21 protein-coding genes are annotated in these 18,830 nt (G+C 67.9%); 13 read left to right on the top strand and 8 right to left on the bottom strand.

What is annotated here, in order from left to right; all coding sequences use genetic code 11:
• The first annotated feature begins 93 nt into the window (after window positions 1-93).
• From CA951_RS00880 to CA951_RS00865, 4 genes are read left to right on the top strand one after another with little or no spacing between them, the layout of a single operon-like run.
• Entirely contained in the window at window positions 94-711 is a 618-nt protein-coding gene (locus tag CA951_RS00880; protein ID WP_087555043.1) for a TetR/AcrR family transcriptional regulator, read from the top strand.
• A 33-nt stretch (window positions 712-744) separates the two neighbouring features.
• A complete protein-coding gene (locus CA951_RS00875) occupies window positions 745-1,062 on the top strand; it encodes a helix-turn-helix transcriptional regulator (RefSeq protein WP_087555042.1) in 318 nt (105 codons plus the stop codon).
• Window positions 1,059-1,622, top strand: coding sequence for an SRPBCC family protein (locus CA951_RS00870; protein WP_087555041.1), 564 nt, complete (start codon window positions 1,059-1,061; stop codon window positions 1,620-1,622). Before CA951_RS00875 ends, CA951_RS00870 begins: the two co-directional genes overlap by 4 nt.
• Window positions 1,623-1,663: 41 nt before the next feature.
• A complete protein-coding gene (locus CA951_RS00865; protein ID WP_087555040.1) occupies window positions 1,664-2,014 on the top strand; it encodes a VOC family protein in 351 nt (116 codons plus the stop codon).
• Window positions 2,015-2,019: 5 nt separating this feature from the next.
• Here CA951_RS00865 and CA951_RS00860 read toward each other — a convergent pair whose 3' ends face one another.
• The 3 genes from CA951_RS00860 to CA951_RS00850 form a co-directional block, all read right to left on the bottom strand.
• Complete coding sequence (locus CA951_RS00860) at window positions 2,020-2,499, bottom strand: sigma factor-like helix-turn-helix DNA-binding protein (RefSeq protein ID WP_087555039.1); 480 nt, start codon at window positions 2,497-2,499, stop codon at window positions 2,020-2,022.
• 125 nt (window positions 2,500-2,624) lie between these two features.
• On the bottom strand, window positions 2,625-3,086 hold the full coding sequence (gene arfB, locus CA951_RS00855; RefSeq protein ID WP_087555038.1) for an alternative ribosome rescue aminoacyl-tRNA hydrolase ArfB: 462 nt from the start codon (window positions 3,084-3,086) through the stop codon (window positions 2,625-2,627).
• Complete coding sequence (locus CA951_RS00850) at window positions 3,083-4,072, bottom strand: alpha/beta hydrolase family protein (RefSeq protein ID WP_087555316.1); 990 nt, start codon at window positions 4,070-4,072, stop codon at window positions 3,083-3,085. Before CA951_RS00850 ends, arfB begins: the two co-directional genes overlap by 4 nt.
• A 175-nt stretch (window positions 4,073-4,247) precedes the next feature.
• On the opposite strand from CA951_RS00850, the gene CA951_RS00845 reads away from it, so the two are divergent.
• Entirely contained in the window at window positions 4,248-5,336 is a 1,089-nt protein-coding gene (locus tag CA951_RS00845; RefSeq protein ID WP_087555037.1) for a DUF1524 domain-containing protein, read from the top strand.
• A gap of 108 nt (window positions 5,337-5,444) precedes the next feature.
• Window positions 5,445-5,741 carry a response regulator transcription factor gene (locus tag CA951_RS00840; RefSeq protein WP_179220067.1) on the top strand — a complete coding sequence of 99 codons (297 nt, stop codon included), beginning with the start codon at window positions 5,445-5,447 and terminating at the stop codon, window positions 5,739-5,741.
• Between the two features lie 3 nt (window positions 5,742-5,744).
• Here the strand turns inward: CA951_RS00840 and CA951_RS00835 are convergent, their stop codons facing one another.
• Window positions 5,745-7,031, bottom strand: a complete 1,287-nt coding sequence (locus tag CA951_RS00835) for an alpha-hydroxy-acid oxidizing protein (protein WP_087555036.1) — start codon at window positions 7,029-7,031, stop codon at window positions 5,745-5,747.
• Window positions 7,032-7,150: 119 nt separating this feature from the next.
• Between CA951_RS00835 and CA951_RS00830 the strand changes: the two genes are divergently transcribed.
• Window positions 7,151-7,924 (top strand): VOC family protein, encoded by a 774-nt coding sequence (locus CA951_RS00830; RefSeq protein ID WP_087555035.1) that lies wholly within the window; start codon window positions 7,151-7,153, stop codon window positions 7,922-7,924.
• 57 nt (window positions 7,925-7,981) lie between these two features.
• Here CA951_RS00830 and CA951_RS00825 read toward each other — a convergent pair whose 3' ends face one another.
• Window positions 7,982-8,911 carry an alpha/beta fold hydrolase gene (locus tag CA951_RS00825; RefSeq protein ID WP_087555034.1) on the bottom strand — a complete coding sequence of 310 codons (930 nt, stop codon included), beginning with the start codon at window positions 8,909-8,911 and terminating at the stop codon, window positions 7,982-7,984.
• Window positions 8,912-8,960: 49 nt separating this feature from the next.
• Window positions 8,961-9,578 carry a TetR/AcrR family transcriptional regulator gene (locus CA951_RS00820; RefSeq protein WP_087555033.1) on the bottom strand — a complete coding sequence of 206 codons (618 nt, stop codon included), beginning with the start codon at window positions 9,576-9,578 and terminating at the stop codon, window positions 8,961-8,963.
• A gap of 87 nt (window positions 9,579-9,665) precedes the next feature.
• On the opposite strand from CA951_RS00820, the gene CA951_RS00815 reads away from it, so the two are divergent.
• The 3 genes from CA951_RS00815 (at window position 9,666) to CA951_RS00805 (ending at window position 13,055) form a co-directional block, all read left to right on the top strand.
• The gene (locus tag CA951_RS00815) at window positions 9,666-11,012 is read left to right on the top strand and encodes a cytochrome P450 (protein WP_087555032.1); all 1,347 of its coding nucleotides are present in this window, start codon (window positions 9,666-9,668) and stop codon (window positions 11,010-11,012) included.
• A 46-nt stretch (window positions 11,013-11,058) separates the two neighbouring features.
• Window positions 11,059-12,219 (top strand): alkaline phosphatase family protein, encoded by a 1,161-nt coding sequence (locus CA951_RS00810; protein WP_087555031.1) that lies wholly within the window; start codon window positions 11,059-11,061, stop codon window positions 12,217-12,219.
• Between the two features lie 74 nt (window positions 12,220-12,293).
• Window positions 12,294-13,055: an HNH endonuclease family protein gene (locus tag CA951_RS00805; protein ID WP_087555030.1), complete on the top strand. Its 762-nt coding sequence runs from the start codon at window positions 12,294-12,296 to the stop codon at window positions 13,053-13,055.
• Here the strand turns inward: CA951_RS00805 and CA951_RS00800 are convergent, their stop codons facing one another.
• Complete coding sequence (locus CA951_RS00800) at window positions 13,056-13,679, bottom strand: DUF3060 domain-containing protein (RefSeq protein WP_087555029.1); 624 nt, start codon at window positions 13,677-13,679, stop codon at window positions 13,056-13,058.
• Between the two features lie 34 nt (window positions 13,680-13,713).
• Window positions 13,714-14,733: a beta-ketoacyl-ACP synthase III gene (locus CA951_RS00795; protein WP_087555028.1), complete on the bottom strand. Its 1,020-nt coding sequence runs from the start codon at window positions 14,731-14,733 to the stop codon at window positions 13,714-13,716.
• Window positions 14,734-15,018: 285 nt separating this feature from the next.
• Here CA951_RS00795 and CA951_RS00790 point away from each other — a divergent pair, with 285 nt between their 5' ends.
• From CA951_RS00790 to CA951_RS00780, 3 genes are all read left to right on the top strand, one after another.
• Entirely contained in the window at window positions 15,019-16,134 is a 1,116-nt protein-coding gene (locus tag CA951_RS00790; protein ID WP_087555027.1) for a DUF4185 domain-containing protein, read from the top strand.
• 21 nt (window positions 16,135-16,155) lie between these two features.
• Window positions 16,156-16,779, top strand: a complete 624-nt coding sequence (locus CA951_RS00785; RefSeq protein ID WP_087555026.1) for a bifunctional 2-polyprenyl-6-hydroxyphenol methylase/3-demethylubiquinol 3-O-methyltransferase UbiG — start codon at window positions 16,156-16,158, stop codon at window positions 16,777-16,779.
• 82 nt (window positions 16,780-16,861) lie between these two features.
• Window positions 16,862-18,697 carry an acyl-CoA dehydrogenase gene (locus tag CA951_RS00780; RefSeq protein ID WP_087555025.1) on the top strand — a complete coding sequence of 612 codons (1,836 nt, stop codon included), beginning with the start codon at window positions 16,862-16,864 and terminating at the stop codon, window positions 18,695-18,697.
• Window positions 18,698-18,830: the final 133 nt, after the last annotated feature.

Genomic DNA, 18,830 nt, shown 5'->3' with positions numbered 1-18,830 from the left:
GGTGTGATCCAGGTCAATGGTTGTCTGTAACTCGAGTTCACATTTGCGTCTTTCGGTTTGCGCCCACCCCACCCGACCAGCACAATCAGGGCCGTGAGGACGCGGCCGACGACACCGACCCCGGGCGAACTCCGGGAGACGATCCTCGACGCGGCCGAACAGTGCCTGATCGAACTCGGGTACAGCACCCGACTGCATGCGGTCATCGCCGAGCGAGCGGGACTGTCGCGGCCCACGCTCTACAAACACGTCGGCGACCAGTCCGCCATCCTCGAGGCCCTGTTCCAGCGGGAGATCTCCCGCTTCTTCGTCGTGCTCGATCCGGTACTGCGGGGACGGCAGAGCCAACTCCAGGTGCGCTTCGTCGACGCCGTCGTGTTCGCCGTCCAGTACGCCCGCGGACACCGGTTGCTGCAGAAGGGATTGCGCGACGACCCCGACGTGGTACTCCCCTGGTTCACGGTGAAGGCGAAGCCGATGATCGAACTCGGCGCGCAACTTTTGACGCCCCACTTCGAGCGCCTGTTCACCCCCGAGCAACTGTCGGGGGTGAGCCCCGCCGCCATCTCCGAGTGGGCATTCCGGATCATCGGTTCCCTCGTCATCACGGAGGGAATCGTGGACACGTCCGACGAGCAGGCATTACGCGAGTTCGTCCGGTCGCTGCTGTCCATCGCGTTCATGCCGCAGCCGGACGTTCATATTCCTTGACGAGTATATACGCGTAGGGGCATACTCAAGGTCATGGCACCGGACGTGTTCACCGTGGTCGCCGAACCGCAGCGGCGCAGAATCCTCGAACGGCTTCGGGCCGGCCACGCCAGCGTCGGCGAACTCGTCGACCAACTCGCACTGCCCCAGCCGACCGTGTCCAAACACCTGCGGGTGCTGCGACAGGCCGGATTCGTCACCTGCCGCACCGCCGCACAACAGCGCATCTACAGCCTGCACCGCGAACCGTTCGACGAGTTCGAACAGTGGCTGCAGCCCTACCGCCGGCTGTGGACACACCACCTCGACGCCCTCGAGCGGCACCTCGATTCGAAGGAGACCTCGTCATGACCGAGTCGGACGCACGACGCGACTACCGCCCCGGCCCACTCCGGCACGCCGAAGCAAAACCCGACGGCGACCGATGGGCATTGACCTTCGTCCGCGACTTCACACACTCACCGTCGGCGCTGTGGACCGCACTCACCGACCCCGGCGAACTACCGCAGTGGGCGCCGTACACCGCGGACCGGGACCTCGGCACGGTCGGTCCCGCCACCCTGACCATGGTCGACGGGCCGGACCGCACCGAACTCGACGGCACCGTGATCCGCGCCGAGGCACCGCACGTCCTCGAACACGCCTGGGGTGACGACGTTCTGCTGTGGACGATCGAGCAGACCGACGCGGGAACCCGACTGACCCTGCGCCACACGCTCGACGACCAGCGAACCGCGGCGATGACGGCCGCCGGGTGGCACCTGTGCCTGGACGTCGCCGAGGCCCTGCTCGACGGCCACCCGATCGGACCGATCGTCGGGGCCGATGCGATGAACTACGGCTGGCGCGAACTCAACGAGCAGTACTCCGAACGCCTCGGCGTCGAACCGATCGACCCGACACTGCCCTGAATCCGCGACGGCCGTCCGCCGCTCCCCGGTACCGTTGACACATGGGCCTGGAATGGGAAGCCGTGGTGGTCAACGCCGTCGATCCGGCAGCCCTGGGACGCTGGTGGGCCGAGGCCCTGGGCTGGGGCGCCGTGACCGACTCCGACGGCGACGTCCACATCCGGCCCCGGGCCGACAGCCACCCGGAAATCCTGTTCGTCGCCGTTCCGGACCGCAAGCAGATCCCGAACCGGCTCCACCTCGACTTCCGGCCCGACGATCAGCAGGCCGAGGTCGAACGGCTTCTCGCACTCGGCGCCCGGCACGCGGATGTCGGTCAGGGCGAGCAGAGTTGGGTGGTGCTCGCCGATCCCGAGGGCAACGAGTTCTGCGTACTCTCGGGCCGGCGCTGACGCGATCAGGCCACCTTCGCCTGCAGGGCCCGCAGCGCCTCGTGCTGCACGACGAGAACCCGCCCCACCGGGAGTCCGAGGACGCCCGCGGTGTCGTGCGCGGACAGTCCGTCGATGACTCGCAGCAGCACGATCTCCCGCGCGGTGGGGTCGAGTCCGTGCAGCAACCTGGCCACTTCCGCCGGGAGGTCGGGGCTTGCGGAACCGCCCTGCGCGTCCGCGACGGTCCGGCTCACGACGCGATACACCTCGCGGACCGGATGGTCGCTGCGGGCGAGGGACGGAAGCTGCCGTGCCACCGCCAGCAGCGCCTGCTGCGCCACCTCGTCCGCGGGCCGCGTGACCTGCGTGGAATTCCCCACGCGGGTACGGCAATACCGCACCACCTGAGGCCACAGCGTCGCCGTCACCCGCTGCACGGCCTCGCGATCCCCCGCCGCGGCGGCCGTCGCCGCCGAATGTAATTCCTCGTCAAGCACACTCATGCTGCCCTCGATCCCCCGACCTCGCCGCCTCCGGTCATCCGTGACGGCGCTTCCGTACTCATCTTCCGACACACGAGGGGGCAACACATCCGGGACATTCCCCATTTCCCGGTGCGTGAAACCACCTACATGTCCGGCTTCCTGCGCAAATTCTTGATCTGGCCGCGTTGCTTCTTGGCGTCGAGCCTTCGCCGGTGTGAACCCTTGGTGGCCTTGGTCGGACGCCGGGTGCGGGTTTCGGCCAGGACGGCCGCGCGTAGCAGCGCCGCCATCCGGGCCCGTGCCGCGCGCCGATTGCGCAGTTGCGAACGGGTTTCGGACGCCGTCACGCTGACGACACCGTCAACGAGCCTGTGTCCCAGCTGAACCTGCATGCGTTCGAGTTGGGTGGGCGACAGGGTCGACAACGTCCACAGGTTCACCCGCAGTTCCACCCGCGAGTCCGTGGTGTTCACTCCCTGACCGCCGGGACCGCCTGCGCGGGAGAACCGCCACTGCAACTCGGCGGCCGGGACGACGAGCGACCGGGTGATCTCCAGGTCGTCGGTGACCTCGCCGCCGGGAAACACCGGAGGAACTTCGCTCACACTCCCAGCGCCCGAGCCAGCACCGGCCAGGAATCGTGAAGATCATCCTGCCAGTATCCCCACGAGTGTGTACCCGAGTTACGGAAACTCGCGGTTGCAGGTATCCCCAGTTCTCCCAGGCGATCCGTGAATCGATGTGTGCAGTAATTGGTCACCGCCTCGATCGGACCACCCGCGTAGATCTGCCGCGCGAGCACCCCGACGTTCCCCTCGATCCCGGGGCCGTCGAGGGTCTCGTAGCGCCCCGGCAGACCGTTGCCGTTGGAGAGGAACAGTTCCGTGCCGCGCAGTTCGGCGGCGTGCACGTACGGGTCGTTCGCCGACCACGCCGGATCGTCCGGCTCGCCGTACATGTTGGCCGGATTGCCGTAACCGTAGTTGTTCATGGTGATCTTGATGAGCAGCTGACCGAGCGGATCACTGGTCAGGGCGCAACCGCTGTAGGCGGCAACGCCACGGAACAGGCCGGGGGCGGCGATCGCCAACTGCAGCGCCGCGGTGCCGACCCGGGACATGCCTGCGAGCGCGTTGACTCCGTTGGTGCCGAGAGCCGCGTCGACGACCGGCGGAAGTTCCTGAGTCATAAAGGTCTTCCACTTGTTCACCCCCATGACCGGGTCCGGGCTCTTCCAGTCCGTCCAATACGCGTTCTCGCCGCCGGACGGGCTGACGACGTTCACGTTCTGGTCGGCCAGGAACTCTTCGACATCGGTCTTCTCCCGGCGGATCTGGCCGTCGAGGAAGTACAGCGTCGGCCTCGGCGCGCTCGTGTCGGCGGGCCGCTGTACGTGCACCGGCACGACGCGTTGCATCGACGCCGAGAAGACGTGCAGCGTCAGATGTCTCGGATCGATAACGGTGACGTGGTCGAGCTTCGACCCGTTCGGCGCCGCCGCGGAACCGAGCGCCCGACCGGTGTCGACGACCGGATCGGCGGCCGCAACGGCGCCGCCGAGGACGAGGGACGTCACGGTCACGGCCGTCACGGCCGCGGTGCGCAATTTCCCCCGTAAGACATGTCGTGTCACGACCGTTTACCGCCCTCCACCCGCACGAATTCCGGTCCCGGGGCATGCTAACAGTTCCCACGATTTGCCGAGTAACGGAAGAGCCCTTCCGTGCGATGAACATTCGACCCCCCACGTTCATTGAAGGACCGGCATGACGTCTCCCCTGCCCTCATCATCTGCCGCTCGCAAGAAGTGGCCCTGGATCACCGGCGGGATCGTCGTAGCCGTGGCCGTGGTCTCGTGTAGCAGCCCCGGACAGGACGTCCAATCGGCCCAGGCCTTATCCGCGTCGGCGACGCCCGCGGTCGCCGCTTCGACGGTAGCGGCTGCCACGTCGAGTTCTTCGACACCGGTGCCGGTTTCGTCTGCGCTGGCCCTCTCACCGGTCGCACCTGCGGTGCTCAGCGGCGCCGACGCGACCGCCGCGCTGCAGCAACTCGCCGGACTCGAGATCAAAGGCCGCGCACCGAAGACCGGGTACGACCGGGATCTGTTCGGCCAGGCGTGGACCGACGACGTCACGGTCGAGGGCGGCCACAACGGCTGCGACACCCGAAACGACATCCTCGGACGCGACCTCGACCAGATCGTGTTCAAGCCGGGCACCCGCGACTGCGCGGTGCAGACCGGAACCCTGAACGACCCCTACACCGGGACCACCATCTCCTTCGTCCGCGGAGAGAGCACGTCGAGCGCCGTGCAGATCGATCACGTCGTCGCACTGTCCGACGCCTGGCAGAAGGGCGCACAGCAACTCGACACCGCGACCCGGGTGAACTTCGCGAACGATCCGCGGAACCTGAAGGCCGTCGACGGCCCCGCCAACCAGCAGAAGTCGGACGGCGACGCCGCAACCTGGCTGCCCCCTAACAAGAGCTACCGGTGCACGTACGTGGCGGATCAGGTGTCGGTGAAGGCCGCGTACAGGCTGTGGGTGACCCAGGCCGAACACGATGCGATCGCCGGGGTTCTCCAGGACTGCGGGGCGGCAACGCCCGGCGCGGCGCCCGCCCCGACCACCGACCCGGCCCCGGCCGTTGTGCCTGCACCGGCGCCCGTGCCCGCTCCCGCCCCGGCGCCCGCACCCGTCCCGTTCGTGGATACGGCGGGGCCGAGCGAGGTCTATTACAAGAACTGTTCGGCGGCCAGGGCGGCCGGTGCCGCACCGGTCCACGTCGGCGAACCGGGCTACGGCACACACCTGGACCGCGACGGCGACGGTGTCGGCTGTGAGAGCTGATCCGGGCCTGCCGAGACACGCACCGCCACCACCAGTTAACCTGAACTGCCTGCAGGGACGTCGGGTACCTGTAGTCATTTCTGTACATGTCAGAAAGATGAGACCGGCATGACCACTGCACCCGACGCACTCGGGCACCCCCCACACACGGACGAACCGCCAGTCGCCCGCGTCTATCAGAAGCCGGCATTGTCGGCGCGCGAGATCGAGGTTCTCCGCCACTGGCTGCGCGGCGACTCCAAGCTCGCCGTCGCCGCCGACCTCCACATCGCCCTCGGCACGGTCAACACCCACCTGACCCGCATCCGCGAGAAGTACGCCCTGGTGGGACGTGACGCGTCCACCAAGACGACACTGCTGGTGCGGGCCCTGCAGGACGGCATCATCACCATCGCCGAACTCTGAGGGCTATGCCCTGCGCAGGGCGTCCCGGTCGATCTCGGCCACCGACGTCAGACCACTGAGACCCATCGTGAGGTCGAACTCGGCGATCACGTTGGCGGTGGCGTCCCGCGCACCGGCCTGACCCGCGAGGGCCAGGCCGTACAGGTGGGGCCTGCCCAGTGTCACGGCGTCCGCACCGAGCGCGAGCGCCTTGAAGACGTCTGCTCCGGTGCGGATTCCGCTGTCGAGGAGCAGCGTCAGCCTGCCGTCGACGACGGGCGCGATGTCCACGAGAGCGTCCAGCGACGACACGCTGCCGTCCACCTGCCGCCCACCGTGATTCGACACGACGATCCCGTCCACCCCGGCATCGAGCGCACGCCGGGCGTCGTCCGGGTGGAGGACGCCCTTGAGGAGGATCGGCAGCGACGTCCGGCTGCGGAGGGTCTCGATGTCGGCCCAGCTCAGCGACGGCCGAGAGTAGATGTCGAGGAACGTCTCCACGGCGGCCCGCGGTTCCGGCGACCGCAGGTTGCCGAGGAAGCGGCCCGGGAAGCGCCGGGTCATCGACACCAGCGATCGGATGGCGCCGAGCGTCACCTCGACGTCCGGCTTCTTCGTCGCGGCCTTGATCCGGTCGTGCACGATCCGGCGGAACACCGGATCGGACGTGTACTGCGCGATTCCCTGCCCCTGCGCGAACGGCAGCGAACCGAGGTTGAGATCTTCCGGCCGCCAGCCGAGCATCGTCGTGTCGAGGGTGACGACGACGGCGTCCGCCCGGATGTTCGCCGCCCGCTGCAGCAGGCTGTCGACGAGGTCGTCGTCGGTGCTCCAGTACAGCTGGAACCATCGGGGCGCGTCGCCCATCGCCGCCGCGCTCTCCTCCATCGGGGCGCAACCCTGGTTGGAGAAGATGTACGGCACACCCAGTTCGGCGGCGGCAGCGGCAATGGCCACGTCGGCCTCCGGCCTGGCCAGTTCGGCGGCGCCGACCGGTGCGAGCAGCACCGGCGCCGGGATGCGACGTCCGAACAGTTCGACCCCGATGTCGCGTTTCGAGACGTCGCGCAGCACCCGGGGAACGATCTGCCACTTGTCGAACGCGTCGCGGTTGGCCTGCATCGTGCGGCCCAGCCCGGCGCCGCCGTGAACGTACGCCCACCCCTTCGCGCTCATCTTCCGCCGCGCGCGCCGCTCGAGGGTGTCGAAGTCGGTGGGAACGGAGGGGGTGCGGCCGAGGACGCCGTCGCGGTAGATCAGATTCTGGCGGGCCCGGCCCGGGCTGTCCTGGTTCTCGCTCGCAGACATGCGGCCGAGTCTTCCACAGCACCTCACGAACCGGCGGCGGGTCGCGCGGACGCGTAGGTTTGTGACCGGCACCACACCGTGCGCTGCCCCGAACCCCCCTGACATCCTAGGAGACCGCGATGCCCGACCGTCCGTCCCTCACCGGCGCTCCCTGCTGGATCGATCTCACCAGTTCCGACCCGCAACAGGTCATTCCGTTCTACACCGGACTGTTCGGGTGGAGGTCCGACACCAACGAGGATCCGCAGTACGGCGGCTACTCGATCTTCAGCATGAACGGCAAACCCATTGCGGGCCTTGGCCCGCAACAGCAGGGCAACCCGTACGGCAACGTGTGGACCACGTACCTCGCGTCCGAGGACGCCGCGGCCACCGCGGCGAAGGCGGCCGAGGCGGGCGGCCAGGTCATGATGCCCGCAATGGCCGTGGGCGACCAGGGCACGATCGCCATCCTCGGCGATCCGGCCGGCGCCGTCATCGGCGTGTGGCAGGCCGATCAGCACACCGGCTTCGACCTCGTCGACGAACCCGGCGCGCCGGTCTGGCACGAGACGCTGTCGCGCAACTACGGGGCCGCGCTCCCCTTCTACGCGGACGTGTTCGGCTGGACGTATCAGACCCTCGGCGACACAGACGAATTCCGGTACTCCCAGGCCAACCTCGGCGACCGCACCGTGGCAGGCGTCATGGACGCCGACGCGTTCCTGCCCGACGGCGTCCCCTCGTTCTGGCAGTTCTACATCGGCGTCGGCGACACCGACGCGGCGGTCGCGAAGGTGATCGAACTCGGCGGCACCGTCCGGCGCGAACCGGAGGACACCCCGTTCGGGCGGCTCGCCTCCGTCGCCGACCCCCTCGGCGCCACGTTCCAGATCACCACCCTGCAGTCCTGACCCTGCGACGGTGGCGCAATTCTGGCCTGCGACGGTGGCGCGCGGGCCGCGCCACCGTCAGACCGGGCCGAACGGCGCCTGCGCCTCCTTGGCGTCCCAGATGTCGAGGAGCGAGCGCAGAATTTCCTCCGACATGCCCAGTCCGCCGAGGTGGCTTTCCCCGTGCATCGTGTGGAACTCGGCGTCGGGCAGCAGCGACACCATGTGCTGCCCGTGCCGGAGCGGGACGATGTGGTCGCAGTCGCCGTGCCACCACCGGACCGGGGTCTTCACCGCGTTCACCCGGAATCCCCAGTCCCGCGCGAACAGGACGAGATCGGCGAACGGGGCGCTGAGTTGCTTGCTGCCGCCGTTGAGCAGATCGTCGAGGAACATCGCCTTGAACTCGGGCCGCGCGAGGAGACGACGGTCGCCCTCCGGGGACATCCGCCCGTACAGGTCGATGATCGGCGACGCGAACGGCCGTGCCAGCCTGATGACGGAACTCGCCGCCAGCCCGACCGGGACGCCGCCCGCCGCCAGCACCGGTGCGGCCAGCACCGCGAGATCCATCAACCCGCTGCGGATCGCGTCGGGGCCCTTCGTCGGCGCGACACCCCCGAGGATGCCGGTCGCGACCACGCGGTCGGGCATCGCGTACGCCGCGGCGAGCGTGTAGGGACCGCCGCCGGACAGGCCGATCACGGCCATCTGGTCGATGCCGAGCGTGTCGGCGACCGTGCGCAGGTCCTCGGCGAAGTCGATCACCGCGCCGTAGCGGTGCGGGGTCGACGACCCGACCCCCGGCCGGTCGATCCCGATCAGCCGGACGTGCTCGCGCTCGGCGAACGCCCGGGCCTCCATCGGCACCTGACGCCGCGCCCCGGGTGTGCCGTGCAGCCAGAACACCGCCCTGCCCTGTGCCGATCCGAACTCCGCGAAGCCGAGCCGACGCCCCTCGCCTACCGCGACCGTGCCCTCCAACTGTGGGCGTGCGATATCCACCATTCCCACAGCTTCGCACGTGACGGTCGTCACGTTTGGGGTTGGGACCCTCTCAGCGGTGTGCGGTGGACGTGAACTGGTACGTCGCGGCGTCGACGATCTGCTCGGGAGACACCTCGATCTCACCGTTCAGCCACGCCGTCATGAGTTCTGCGAGCCCACCCACGAACAGCAGTGCGGTGATTTCGTCCTGCGGCGACGACCATGCCCGGTCGCCGTAGAGTTCCCGCGCCTGCTCCGCCACCAGCAGCGCGAACGCCCGCAGCAGTTCACGTCTTCGCGTCCGCAGCGGTTCGGCGCCTGCCGATTCGATGATCGACACCCGGCCTTTCCGCGGGTCGGCCGTCAGGATGTCGACGAACGCCGCGATCGCCGCCCGCACCCGCACCTCGGGGTCGCCGGTCACGGTCTGGAGCGTGACCCGCGCGGCCTCGCCGATCTCCGCGGCGATCCCCTCGATCACCTGCACCAGCAGGTCGTCCCGGCCGCGGAAGCTCTCGTAGAAATAGCGTTCCGTCAGTTTCGCCTCGGCGCAGATGGCGGTCATGGTCGCCTTGTCGCCGCCGACGGTCCCGAAGACCTGCAGTCCCGCTTCGAGAAGTCGCGCACGACGTTCGGCGGCCCGCTCCTCCGAACTTCTCCCGCGGTACTGCCGCGCCGGCTGACTCATGACTCGATGTTGACAGACCACCTGGTGTGACGCACACTACAGACATCTGACATGGCGTCCTGTCACATACCCGACGAGGGAGTGCCCGTGCCCAAAGTTCTCGCTGCTCCGCCGCAGGAAAGTACGCTCAGCCCCATCTCGGGGAATGCCGGATTCCCCGTCATCGGACACTCCCTGGAGTACTTCCGCGACCCGATGGGATTGCTCCAGAGCCGCTGGGACCGCTACGGCCCCGTGTCGTGGCTGAGCATGGCCGGCAAGAGATGGGTCACGGTGCTCGGCCCCGACGGCTGCCAGTCGGTGCTGCAGAACAAGGACCGCGCCTTCGTCAACAGCGACGGGTGGAGCGTGCTGATCGGGCCGTTCTTCCACCGGGGGCTGATGCTCCTCGACAGCGACGAACACCTCGTCCACCGGCGAATCATGCAGCAGGCCTTCACCCGGGACCGACTGTCGCGCTACACCGAGGCACTGCACCCGGCCGTCGAGAAGGGGCTCGACGCCTGGCGGCCCACCCCGGGTTTCACCGTGTACCCGGCGCTGAAGGAGCTGACGCTCGATCTCGCCACGAGCATCTTCATGGGCGGCGCCGAGGGGTCGACGCCACGGGAGATGGCCGAGGTCGACAAGGCCTTCATCGACTGCGTGCAGGCCGCCACGTCGGTGGTGCGGTACCCGCTGCCCGGGACGCGATGGAAGCGTGGCATCGACGGGCGCCGCCGACTCGAGGAGTTCTTCCGCCGGTACCTGCCCGCCCGACGCGCGGGCGCGGGCGAAGACCTGTTCTCCGCGCTGTGCCACATCGAATCCGAAGACGGACAACGGTTCAGCGACGACGACGTCATCAACCACATGATCTTCCTGCTGATGGCGGCGCACGACACGTCCACCATCACGCTGTCGACGATGATGCAGTACCTCGGCCAGCACCCGCAGTGGCAGGAACGTTGCAGGCGGCAGTCCGCGGCGCTCGGCACGTCCACTCCGAGCTACGGCGAACTCGACGAACTCACCGACCTCGACCTCGTCATGAAGGAATGCCTGCGCCTCGTTCCCCCGGTCCCGGTGGTCGCGCGGCGAGCGGTCCGGGACACCGAGGTGCTCGGCCACTACATCCCGAAGGGCACGTACATGTCGGTGGTCGTGCACTTCACCCACCACATGCCCGAGTACTGGCCCGACCCGGAGAGGTTCGACCCCGAGCGGTTCGCACCCGAACGCCGCGAGGACAAGGTCCACCGGTTCGCGTGGGAGCCGTTCGGCGGCGGCGTGCACAAATGCCTGGGGATGCACTTCGCGGGCGCCGAGATCAAGACGGTCATGCACCACCTGCTGCAGCGATTCGACTGGCGGGTGAGCCCCGGCTACGTCGCCCCGCTCAACTACACGTCGCTGCCGTTCCCCTCCGACGGCCAGCCGGTGGACCTGTACTGAGCCGACTCCGTAGTGCAGCCTCGGCCGATCCACCATAGTGGGAGTCATGACCGTTACGGCGCCCCCGCTCGACGTGTACTCGCAGCCCACGCTGTCCAACCTCATGCCGTCCGTCCTCGCTTCGCTGGGTGTCGCCGGCGAGCCGAACCGGCTGCACCTGCCCGACAGCAGGCACACCGTGGTGATGCTGATCGACGGCCTCGGCTGGAGCCTGCTGCGTCGTCATCGCGAGCGCGCCCCGTTTCTCGACAGCCTGACCGGACGGCCGATCCGCGCGGGGTTCCCCACGACGACGGCCACCAGCATCGCGTCGTTCGGCACGGGACTGCCGTCCGGCGGTCACGGCATCACCGGCTACCAGTCATACGTTCGTGAGGTTCGCGGCACGATCAACTGGTTGTCGTGGCGCGCAGGCCACAAGGGCGACGAACTCACCCGGCTGGTCCCCGAGGTCCTGCAGCCCACACCGACCGTGTTCGAGCGTGCCGCGGCGGCCGGTATCGCGTGCACGACCGTGGTTCCCGCGAAGTTCGACGGGTCCGGGCTCACCCGCGCCGTCCTCCGCGGCGGCACGTTCGCGGGAATACATGCGTACGGTGACCTGATCGCGCACGTCGTCACCGCGGCGCGATCCGGCGAACGGACGCTCACCTACTGCTATCTCAGCGAAATCGACACCCTCGGGCACATCTACGGTCCGGGATCCGCACCGTGGCTGCACCAACTCGACCTCGTCGACCGGCTCGTCGAGAGACTCGCCGCGGAACTCGCGATCGCGCAACCGGGCGCCGCCCTCCACGTCACCGCCGACCACGGCATGGTCACCGTCGACGACGCCGACAAGATCGACTTCGACGACACACCCGCACTCTCCGACGGCGTGATGGCGCTCGCCGGCGAACCGCGGTGCAGGCACGTCCACGCGCGTACCGGAGCCGCGCACGACGTCGCCGCCCGGTGGAGGAGCGAACTGGGACACCGCATGTGGATCGGAACCAGAGACGAGGCCGTCACCGCGGGACTGTTCGGTCCCGCCGTGCGATCCGAGGTGCAGGGCCGCATCGGAGACGTCGTCGCCATCGCGCAGGGCGGTGTCGCGGTGGTCCGGCGCAAGGCGGAGTCGCGGCTGTCCGCCCTCCCCGGGCAGCACGGCGCGCTCACCGACGACGAGTTACTGATTCCACTGCTGCTGGGCGCCGCGACGTAAACCCGGGTCGTTCACCGGTTTGCCGGGCCACTCCTGATAGAAATGACGAACAGCGTTGATTTCAGGAGAGATTCATGCCCCGCTCTGCGGTACCGAACACCGGCTCCATCATCACGACCCTCAGAACCAAGTGGCCCTGGATCCTCGCCGGCCTGCTCGTCGTCGTGCTCGTCACGATGCTTTCCCCGGACCCCGACGGCACCGTCGCCTCCGGAACCGGACCGGCCGCACCGTCGGAAGCCACTGACGCACAACAGATACAGACGGCATTCACCCAGCTGTCCACCCTCGAGGCGAAGGGCAGGGCACCGAAGACGGGATACGACCGGGAGCTGTTCGGCCCCAGCTGGACCGACAACGTGTCGGTCGCGCTCGGACGCAACGGCTGCGACACCCGCAACGACATCTTGCGCCGCGACCTCGTCGACATCACGTCGCGGGACCGCACCCGCGAGTGCGTGGTGCAGTCGGGCACGTTGCGGGATCTCTACACGGGCAACATCATTGCGTTCACCCGCGGCACGAAGACGTCGGACGCCGTGCAGATCGATCACGTGGTGGCGCTGTCGGACGCGTGGCAGAAGGGCGCTCAGCTACTCGACGCGCAGACACGGGCCGACCTCGCGAACGATCCCCGCAATCTGCAGGCGGTGGACGGACCCACCAATCAGCGCAAGAGCGATGCCGACGCGTCGACGTGGCTGCCCCCGCTGGCGGCGTACCGCTGCACCTATGTGGCACGGCAGGTGGAAGTGAAAGTGGCGTACCGACTCTGGGTGACGCCGCCCGAACGCGATGCGATGGCCGCGGTGCTCACCGGCTGCGGCGCGCGGTGATCACGTCCCGGGCGGGGTGAGCCGGTTCTCGGAGCCGGTGTCGACCGCAGGCGCCGTCGCACCGGAATCCCAGTCGACGGAGTTGTTGGAACCGGTCAGTTCGAGGGAGTCGAGGGACACCGCGCGCACGAAGTTGTCGTTGCCACTCACCGTCATCGCACCGGAGTCGTCGACGTTAAGGGAGTTCCCGCTTCCGGTGACCGAGATCCGCTCCGCCTGCTTGCCGAGCACGGTCACGGCGTTGCCCTGAAGTTCGATCGATTCGACGACGTCGATGGTGGAACTGTTGCTGCGCCCCGAGATGGTGAGCGTTCCGGTCTGCCCGCCGACGACGTTGGTGTCCTGACCGCGCACGACGATCGCGTTGGACGTGGCGACGGTCGCCGAGACGCCGTTGGCCTCGATGGTGACGGTGCCGCATTCGCCCTCGAGGACGACCCCGGCACCGTCCCGGTCGACGATCACGTCGCGGCCCGCGCAGTCACCGCCCGAGTTCAGTTCCACCGCAGAGCCGGACACCGTCGAGGTGCCGCCGCCGCCGGTGCTCCCGCCGCCGCAGCCCGCGAGGGCCACGGCGGAGGACATCAGCACGGCGACGGCGACCGACTGCCGGGTGACACCCATCGATCCCTGCTTTCCTGCCCCCGACGGGACCGGGTCAGTTCTTCGCGAGCGCCGGCATCGTCACGACCTGGGCCGCGTAGGACAGCCCGGCACCGAACGCGAGCAGCAGGGCGGTGTCGCCGGGCTTGGTGGCGCCGGACTGCAGCATCTCCTCCATGGCGAGCGGCACCGATGCCGCCGACGTGTTGCCGCTCTCGGCGATGTCGTCGGACACGGGCACGCCCTCGGGAAGTTTCATGCTGCGCGCGATCACCTCGGTGATCCGCGAGTTGGCCTGGTGCGGGACGAACGCGTCGAGGTCGTCGACCGACATGCCGGCCTTCTCGACTGCCCGCAGCGCGACCTTGCCCATCTCGAAGGCGGCCCAGCGGAACACGGCGGTGCCTGCCATCTTGATGTACGGACGCGTGGCACCCGGCGTCGTGATGTATTCGTACCAATCCAGGTCCTGCACGATGGCGTCGGCCTGGGAGCCGTCCGAACCCCACTCCACGGGCCCGATGCCTGCGACGTCGCTCTTGCCGACGACCACGGCCCCGGCGCCGTCGCCGAAGATGAAGCGCGTCGAGCGGTCGGTCGGGTCGGTGGTGATGCTCATCTTCTCGACACCCACCACGAGGGCGTAGTCGACGGATCCGCCGCGAACCAGATCGGACGCCACCGTCAGCGCGGTGCAGAAGCCCGCACATCCACCGCCGAGGTCGAACGCTCCGGGGCCGTTGGTTCCGAGGGCGTCGGCCACCAGCGCGGCAGCGGGCGGCGTCAGCAGCAGGTACGTCGACGTGGCGACGATGACGACCCCGATCTGCTCGGGGTCGATCCCGCTCGCCTCGATCGCCTTGCGCCCCGCCTCGATGGACATCGTGACGACGTTCTCGTCCTCCGCCGCGAACCGCCGGTTGCGGATGCCCGAGCGCGACTGGATCCACTCGTCGTTCGAGTCGATCAGTTCACAGATCTCGTCGTTGGTGACGACCCGTTCGGGCCGGTACACGCCGAGCCCGAGAAGGGCGGACTGCCGACCTCCAGCCACGGTGGCAATCTGCTTTCCCATCGATCGATCTCCTCATCAGGTCCCGCGTGGTTACGCGCAGTGTGGACTTGTCGCCAGCACACGTTACGTCGGCGGCCGCCCCGCGGGTAGCACCGGTTCCTGTTACTGACGAGTAATATCGGATCCGTGGAGGCGTCGGCGAAACGAACAGGGCGGTCAAACCGACACTTTCGGAAGAACAGTCTTGTTAGACTTCTCGCGATTTCCAGCAGTTGATCACCGGTAGGGGGAGTGGTCTCTTCAGGCCACGCAGTGCCGCCTGCTGCTAGAGATGGAGTGTCCTTCGTGAAGCGAACCAGAGCTCTTGCAGCAGCCTCGCTCATCGGCGCGGCAGTGACGTTGATCGCATTCGCGGGCCCGGCCGCCGCGAACCCCAACGCCATCAATCCGATCCCCGGACTCAACGGCACCAACGGGATTCCGCACCTCACCGGCCGCACCCAGGCGGTCGCGCAGCAGACCGGCATGCTCGGTCCCAACCGCACCCAGGACTCCAACGTCCTCGGCACCGACCTCGGCATCATGTGGGACAACGGCCAGGGCCAGGTCCTCACGGCGTTCGGCGACTCCGCCGGGCTCGGACTGCCCAACCTGCTGTCGGGCAGCCTGTGGGCGTGGCGCAGCAGCACCCTCTTCCGCAGCTCGGACGGCATCCTGTCCGACGGGATGAATTTCGACAGCTCACCCCGCGACATCTTCGGCCAGTCCAAGGAGCTGGTCCCCAGCCCGAAGATCCCGTTCGTCGAGATCAGCCGCATCCCCACCGCAGGCGTCGCCGTCGGCAACACCCAGGTGCTGAGCATGATGTCGGTGAAGAACTGGGGTCCGGCGGGCACGTGGGACACCAACTACTCCGGCCTCGTCTACTCGCAGGACAACGGCGAGAACTGGACCGTCGCCCCCGAGACGCAGCGCCCGAACATCGGGGGCAACGCCAACTTCCAGATGAGCGCGTTCGTCAAGGCCGACGGCTTCGTCTACCAGTACGGCACCCCCGCCGGGCGCGGCGGACTCGTCCACATCGCCCGCGTCCCGGAACCCCAGATCATGGACCTCGGCGCGTACGAGTACTTCGACGGCGCCAAGTGGATCAAGGGCAACCCCGACGTCGCCAAGCCGATCATGCCGGGCGGCGTCGGCGAATTGTCCGTCGCGTACAACGAATACCTCGGGCAGTACCTCATGCTGACCACCGACCAGTTCAACTCCGTGGTCATGCGCCGCTCACCGTCGGTGACCGGACCGTGGGGCCCACCCGAGGTGCTCGTCGACACCCGGGAACTGCCCACCGCGTACGGCGCCTACATCCACCCGTGGTCGTCGGGGCGCGACCTCTACTTCCTCACGACGGTGCACAACAACTACAACGTTCTCCTGATGCACACCACCCTCACTCCGTAGCGGTCGTACTAGCGTCGGGGCATGGATGCAGCTGCCTGGGACGAACGGTATTCACAGAGCGAACTGGTGTGGGGCGCGCCACCCAACGCCGTCGTGGTCGAGCAGGTCACCGCGCTGCCACGCGGTCGCGCACTCGACCTTGCGTGCGGGGAGGGCCGCAACTCACACTGGCTCGCCACCCGCGGCTGGGAGGTGACGGGGCTCGACTACTCGGCCGTCGCCCTCGACAAGGCCCGCCGAGTAGCCGCCGAAGCGCCCCGCTCGGTCCGGGAACGGCTCGACTACCGCGTCGCCGACGTCACCGAGTCGGACCTCGGCGGCGAGTACGACCTCGTGCTCATGATCTACCTCCATCTCGCTCCCGAGGAGCGTCTGCAGGTTGTGAACCGCGCCATATCTGCGCTGAAACCTGACGGAATCCTCATGATTTTGGGGCATGACGCCGTTAACTTGTCGCAGGGAGTCGGGGGTCCTCAGGACATCGAAATCCTCTACACACCAGATGATTTGGTAGCGGTGCTCGATGGTCGTCTGAGCGTGGACGTCGCCGAACGGCGATTCCGCGAGACGGAGGCCGGAACGGCGATCGACGCGCTCGTCGTCGCACACCGCCCGAGTCTTGGCAGTCCGGTAAATGACGCGTAATATCGCTGATGTTACCGACGAGTAATAACTTGGGCGGTACTAACTGATAGACCGCACCATCTCACTGGGAGAGACAGAAGACATGGGCCATTACAAGAGCAACGTCCGCGACCTGGAGTTCAACCTCTTCGAGGTACTCGGTCTCGAGCAGCCGCTGAGTGACGGCGTGTGGGGCGATCTCGACGCCGACACCGTCCGCAACATGCTCAGTGAAGTTGCCCGCCTCGCCGAGGGACCGCTGGGCGAGTCCTTCGCCGACGCCGACCGCAACCCTCCGGTCTTCGACCCCGAGAACCACACCGTCACCCTGCCGGAATCGTTCAAGAAGTCGTTCCGCGCGCTGTGGGACGCCGAGTGGTACCGCATGGGAATCTCCGAGGAGATCGGCGGCGTCCCCGTGCCGCGGTCCGTCGTGTGGGCCATCGGTGAACTGATCCTCGGCGCCCAGCCGGCCGCGCACATGTACCAGGCCGGACCCGCCTTCGCGGACGTCCTGTTCAACAACGGCACCGAAGAGCAGAAGAAGTGGGCCGCCACCATCGTCGAACGCGGCTGGGGCGCCACCATGGTCCTCACCGAACCCGACGCCGGTTCCGACGTCGGCGCAGGCCGCACCAAGGCCATCAAGCAGGACGACGGCTCCTGGCACATCGAGGGCGTCAAGCGGTTCATCACGTCCGCCGACTCCGACGACCTGTTCGAGAACATCTTCCACCTCGTCCTGGCCCGCCCCGAGGGTGCAGGCCCCGGCACCAAGGGACTGTCGCTGTTCTTCGTCCCGAAGACGCACTTCAACTTCGAGACCAACGAATTGGGCGAGCGCAACGGCGCTTTCGTCACCAACGTCGAGCACAAGATGGGCCTGAAGGTCTCCGCCACGTGTGAGGTCACCTTCGGCGGCCACGGCATTCCCGCCCAGGGCTGGCTCGTCGGCGAGGTCCACAACGGCATCGCGCAGATGTTCGACGTCATCGAGCACGCCCGGATGATGGTCGGCACCAAGGCCATCGCCACCCTCTCCACCGGCTACCTCAACGCCCTCGACTACGCGAAGGAACGCGTCCAGGGCGCCGACCTCACGCAGATGACGGACAAGGCCGCCCCGCGCGTCACCATCACGCACCACCCCGACGTCCGTCGCGCCCTCGCCATGCAGAAGGCATACGCCGAAGGCCTGCGCGCCGTGTACCTGTACACCGCGGCGCACCAGGACGAGGCCACCGCCAAGCTGGTGTCCGGCGCCGACAAGGACCTCGCGTTCCGCGTCAACGACCTGCTGCTCCCGATCGTCAAGGGTGTCGGCTCCGAGCGGGCCTACCAGTACCTGACGGACAGCCTGCAGACCTTCGGCGGTTCCGGCTTCCTGCAGGACTACCCGATCGAGCAGTACATCCGCGACGCCAAGATCGACTCGCTGTACGAGGGCACCACCGCCATCCAGGCGCAGGACTTCTTCTTCCGCAAGATCGCCCGCGACCGCGGCGTGGCACTCGCCCACGTCGCAGGCGAGGTCAAGAAGTTCATCGACACCGAGGCGGGCAACGGTCGCCTCAAGGCCGAGCGCGCCCTGCTCGCCACCGCCCTCGAGGACGTCCAGACCATGGCCGCCACCCTCACCGGGTACCTCATGGGTGCACAGGAGCAGCCGTCCGAGCTGTACAAGGTCGGCCTCGGGTCCGTCCGGTTCCTGATGTCCGTCGGCGACCTGCTCATCGGCTGGCAGCTCCTGCGCCAGTCCGAGATCGCGATCAAGGCCCTCGACGAAGGCGCCTCCGGCAAGGACAAGGCGTTCTACGAAGGCAAGGTCGCCATCGCGTCCTTCTTCGCGAAGAACGTACTGCCCGAGCTGACCGCCACCCGCGGCATCGTCGCCAACCTCGACAACGACATCATGGAGCTCGACGAAGCAGCGTTTTGATCGGCTTCACACGGCCCGGTGGCCGGGGATTCGTCCCCGGCCACCGGGCTTTTTCGTGCCCTGGCCGGGGCGCCGCACCACTTCTCGGCCCACGAACCCCCTTTCGGTCCCGACAGGGTGAGCGCGAGCCGAG

The organism is Rhodococcus sp. NCIMB 12038 (genome assembly GCF_002165735.1).
Taxonomy (GTDB): domain Bacteria; phylum Actinomycetota; class Actinomycetes; order Mycobacteriales; family Mycobacteriaceae; genus Rhodococcus_F.
Note: the sequence above shows the minus strand (reverse complement) of the source record. Positions and strands in the feature narration are given on the sequence as shown.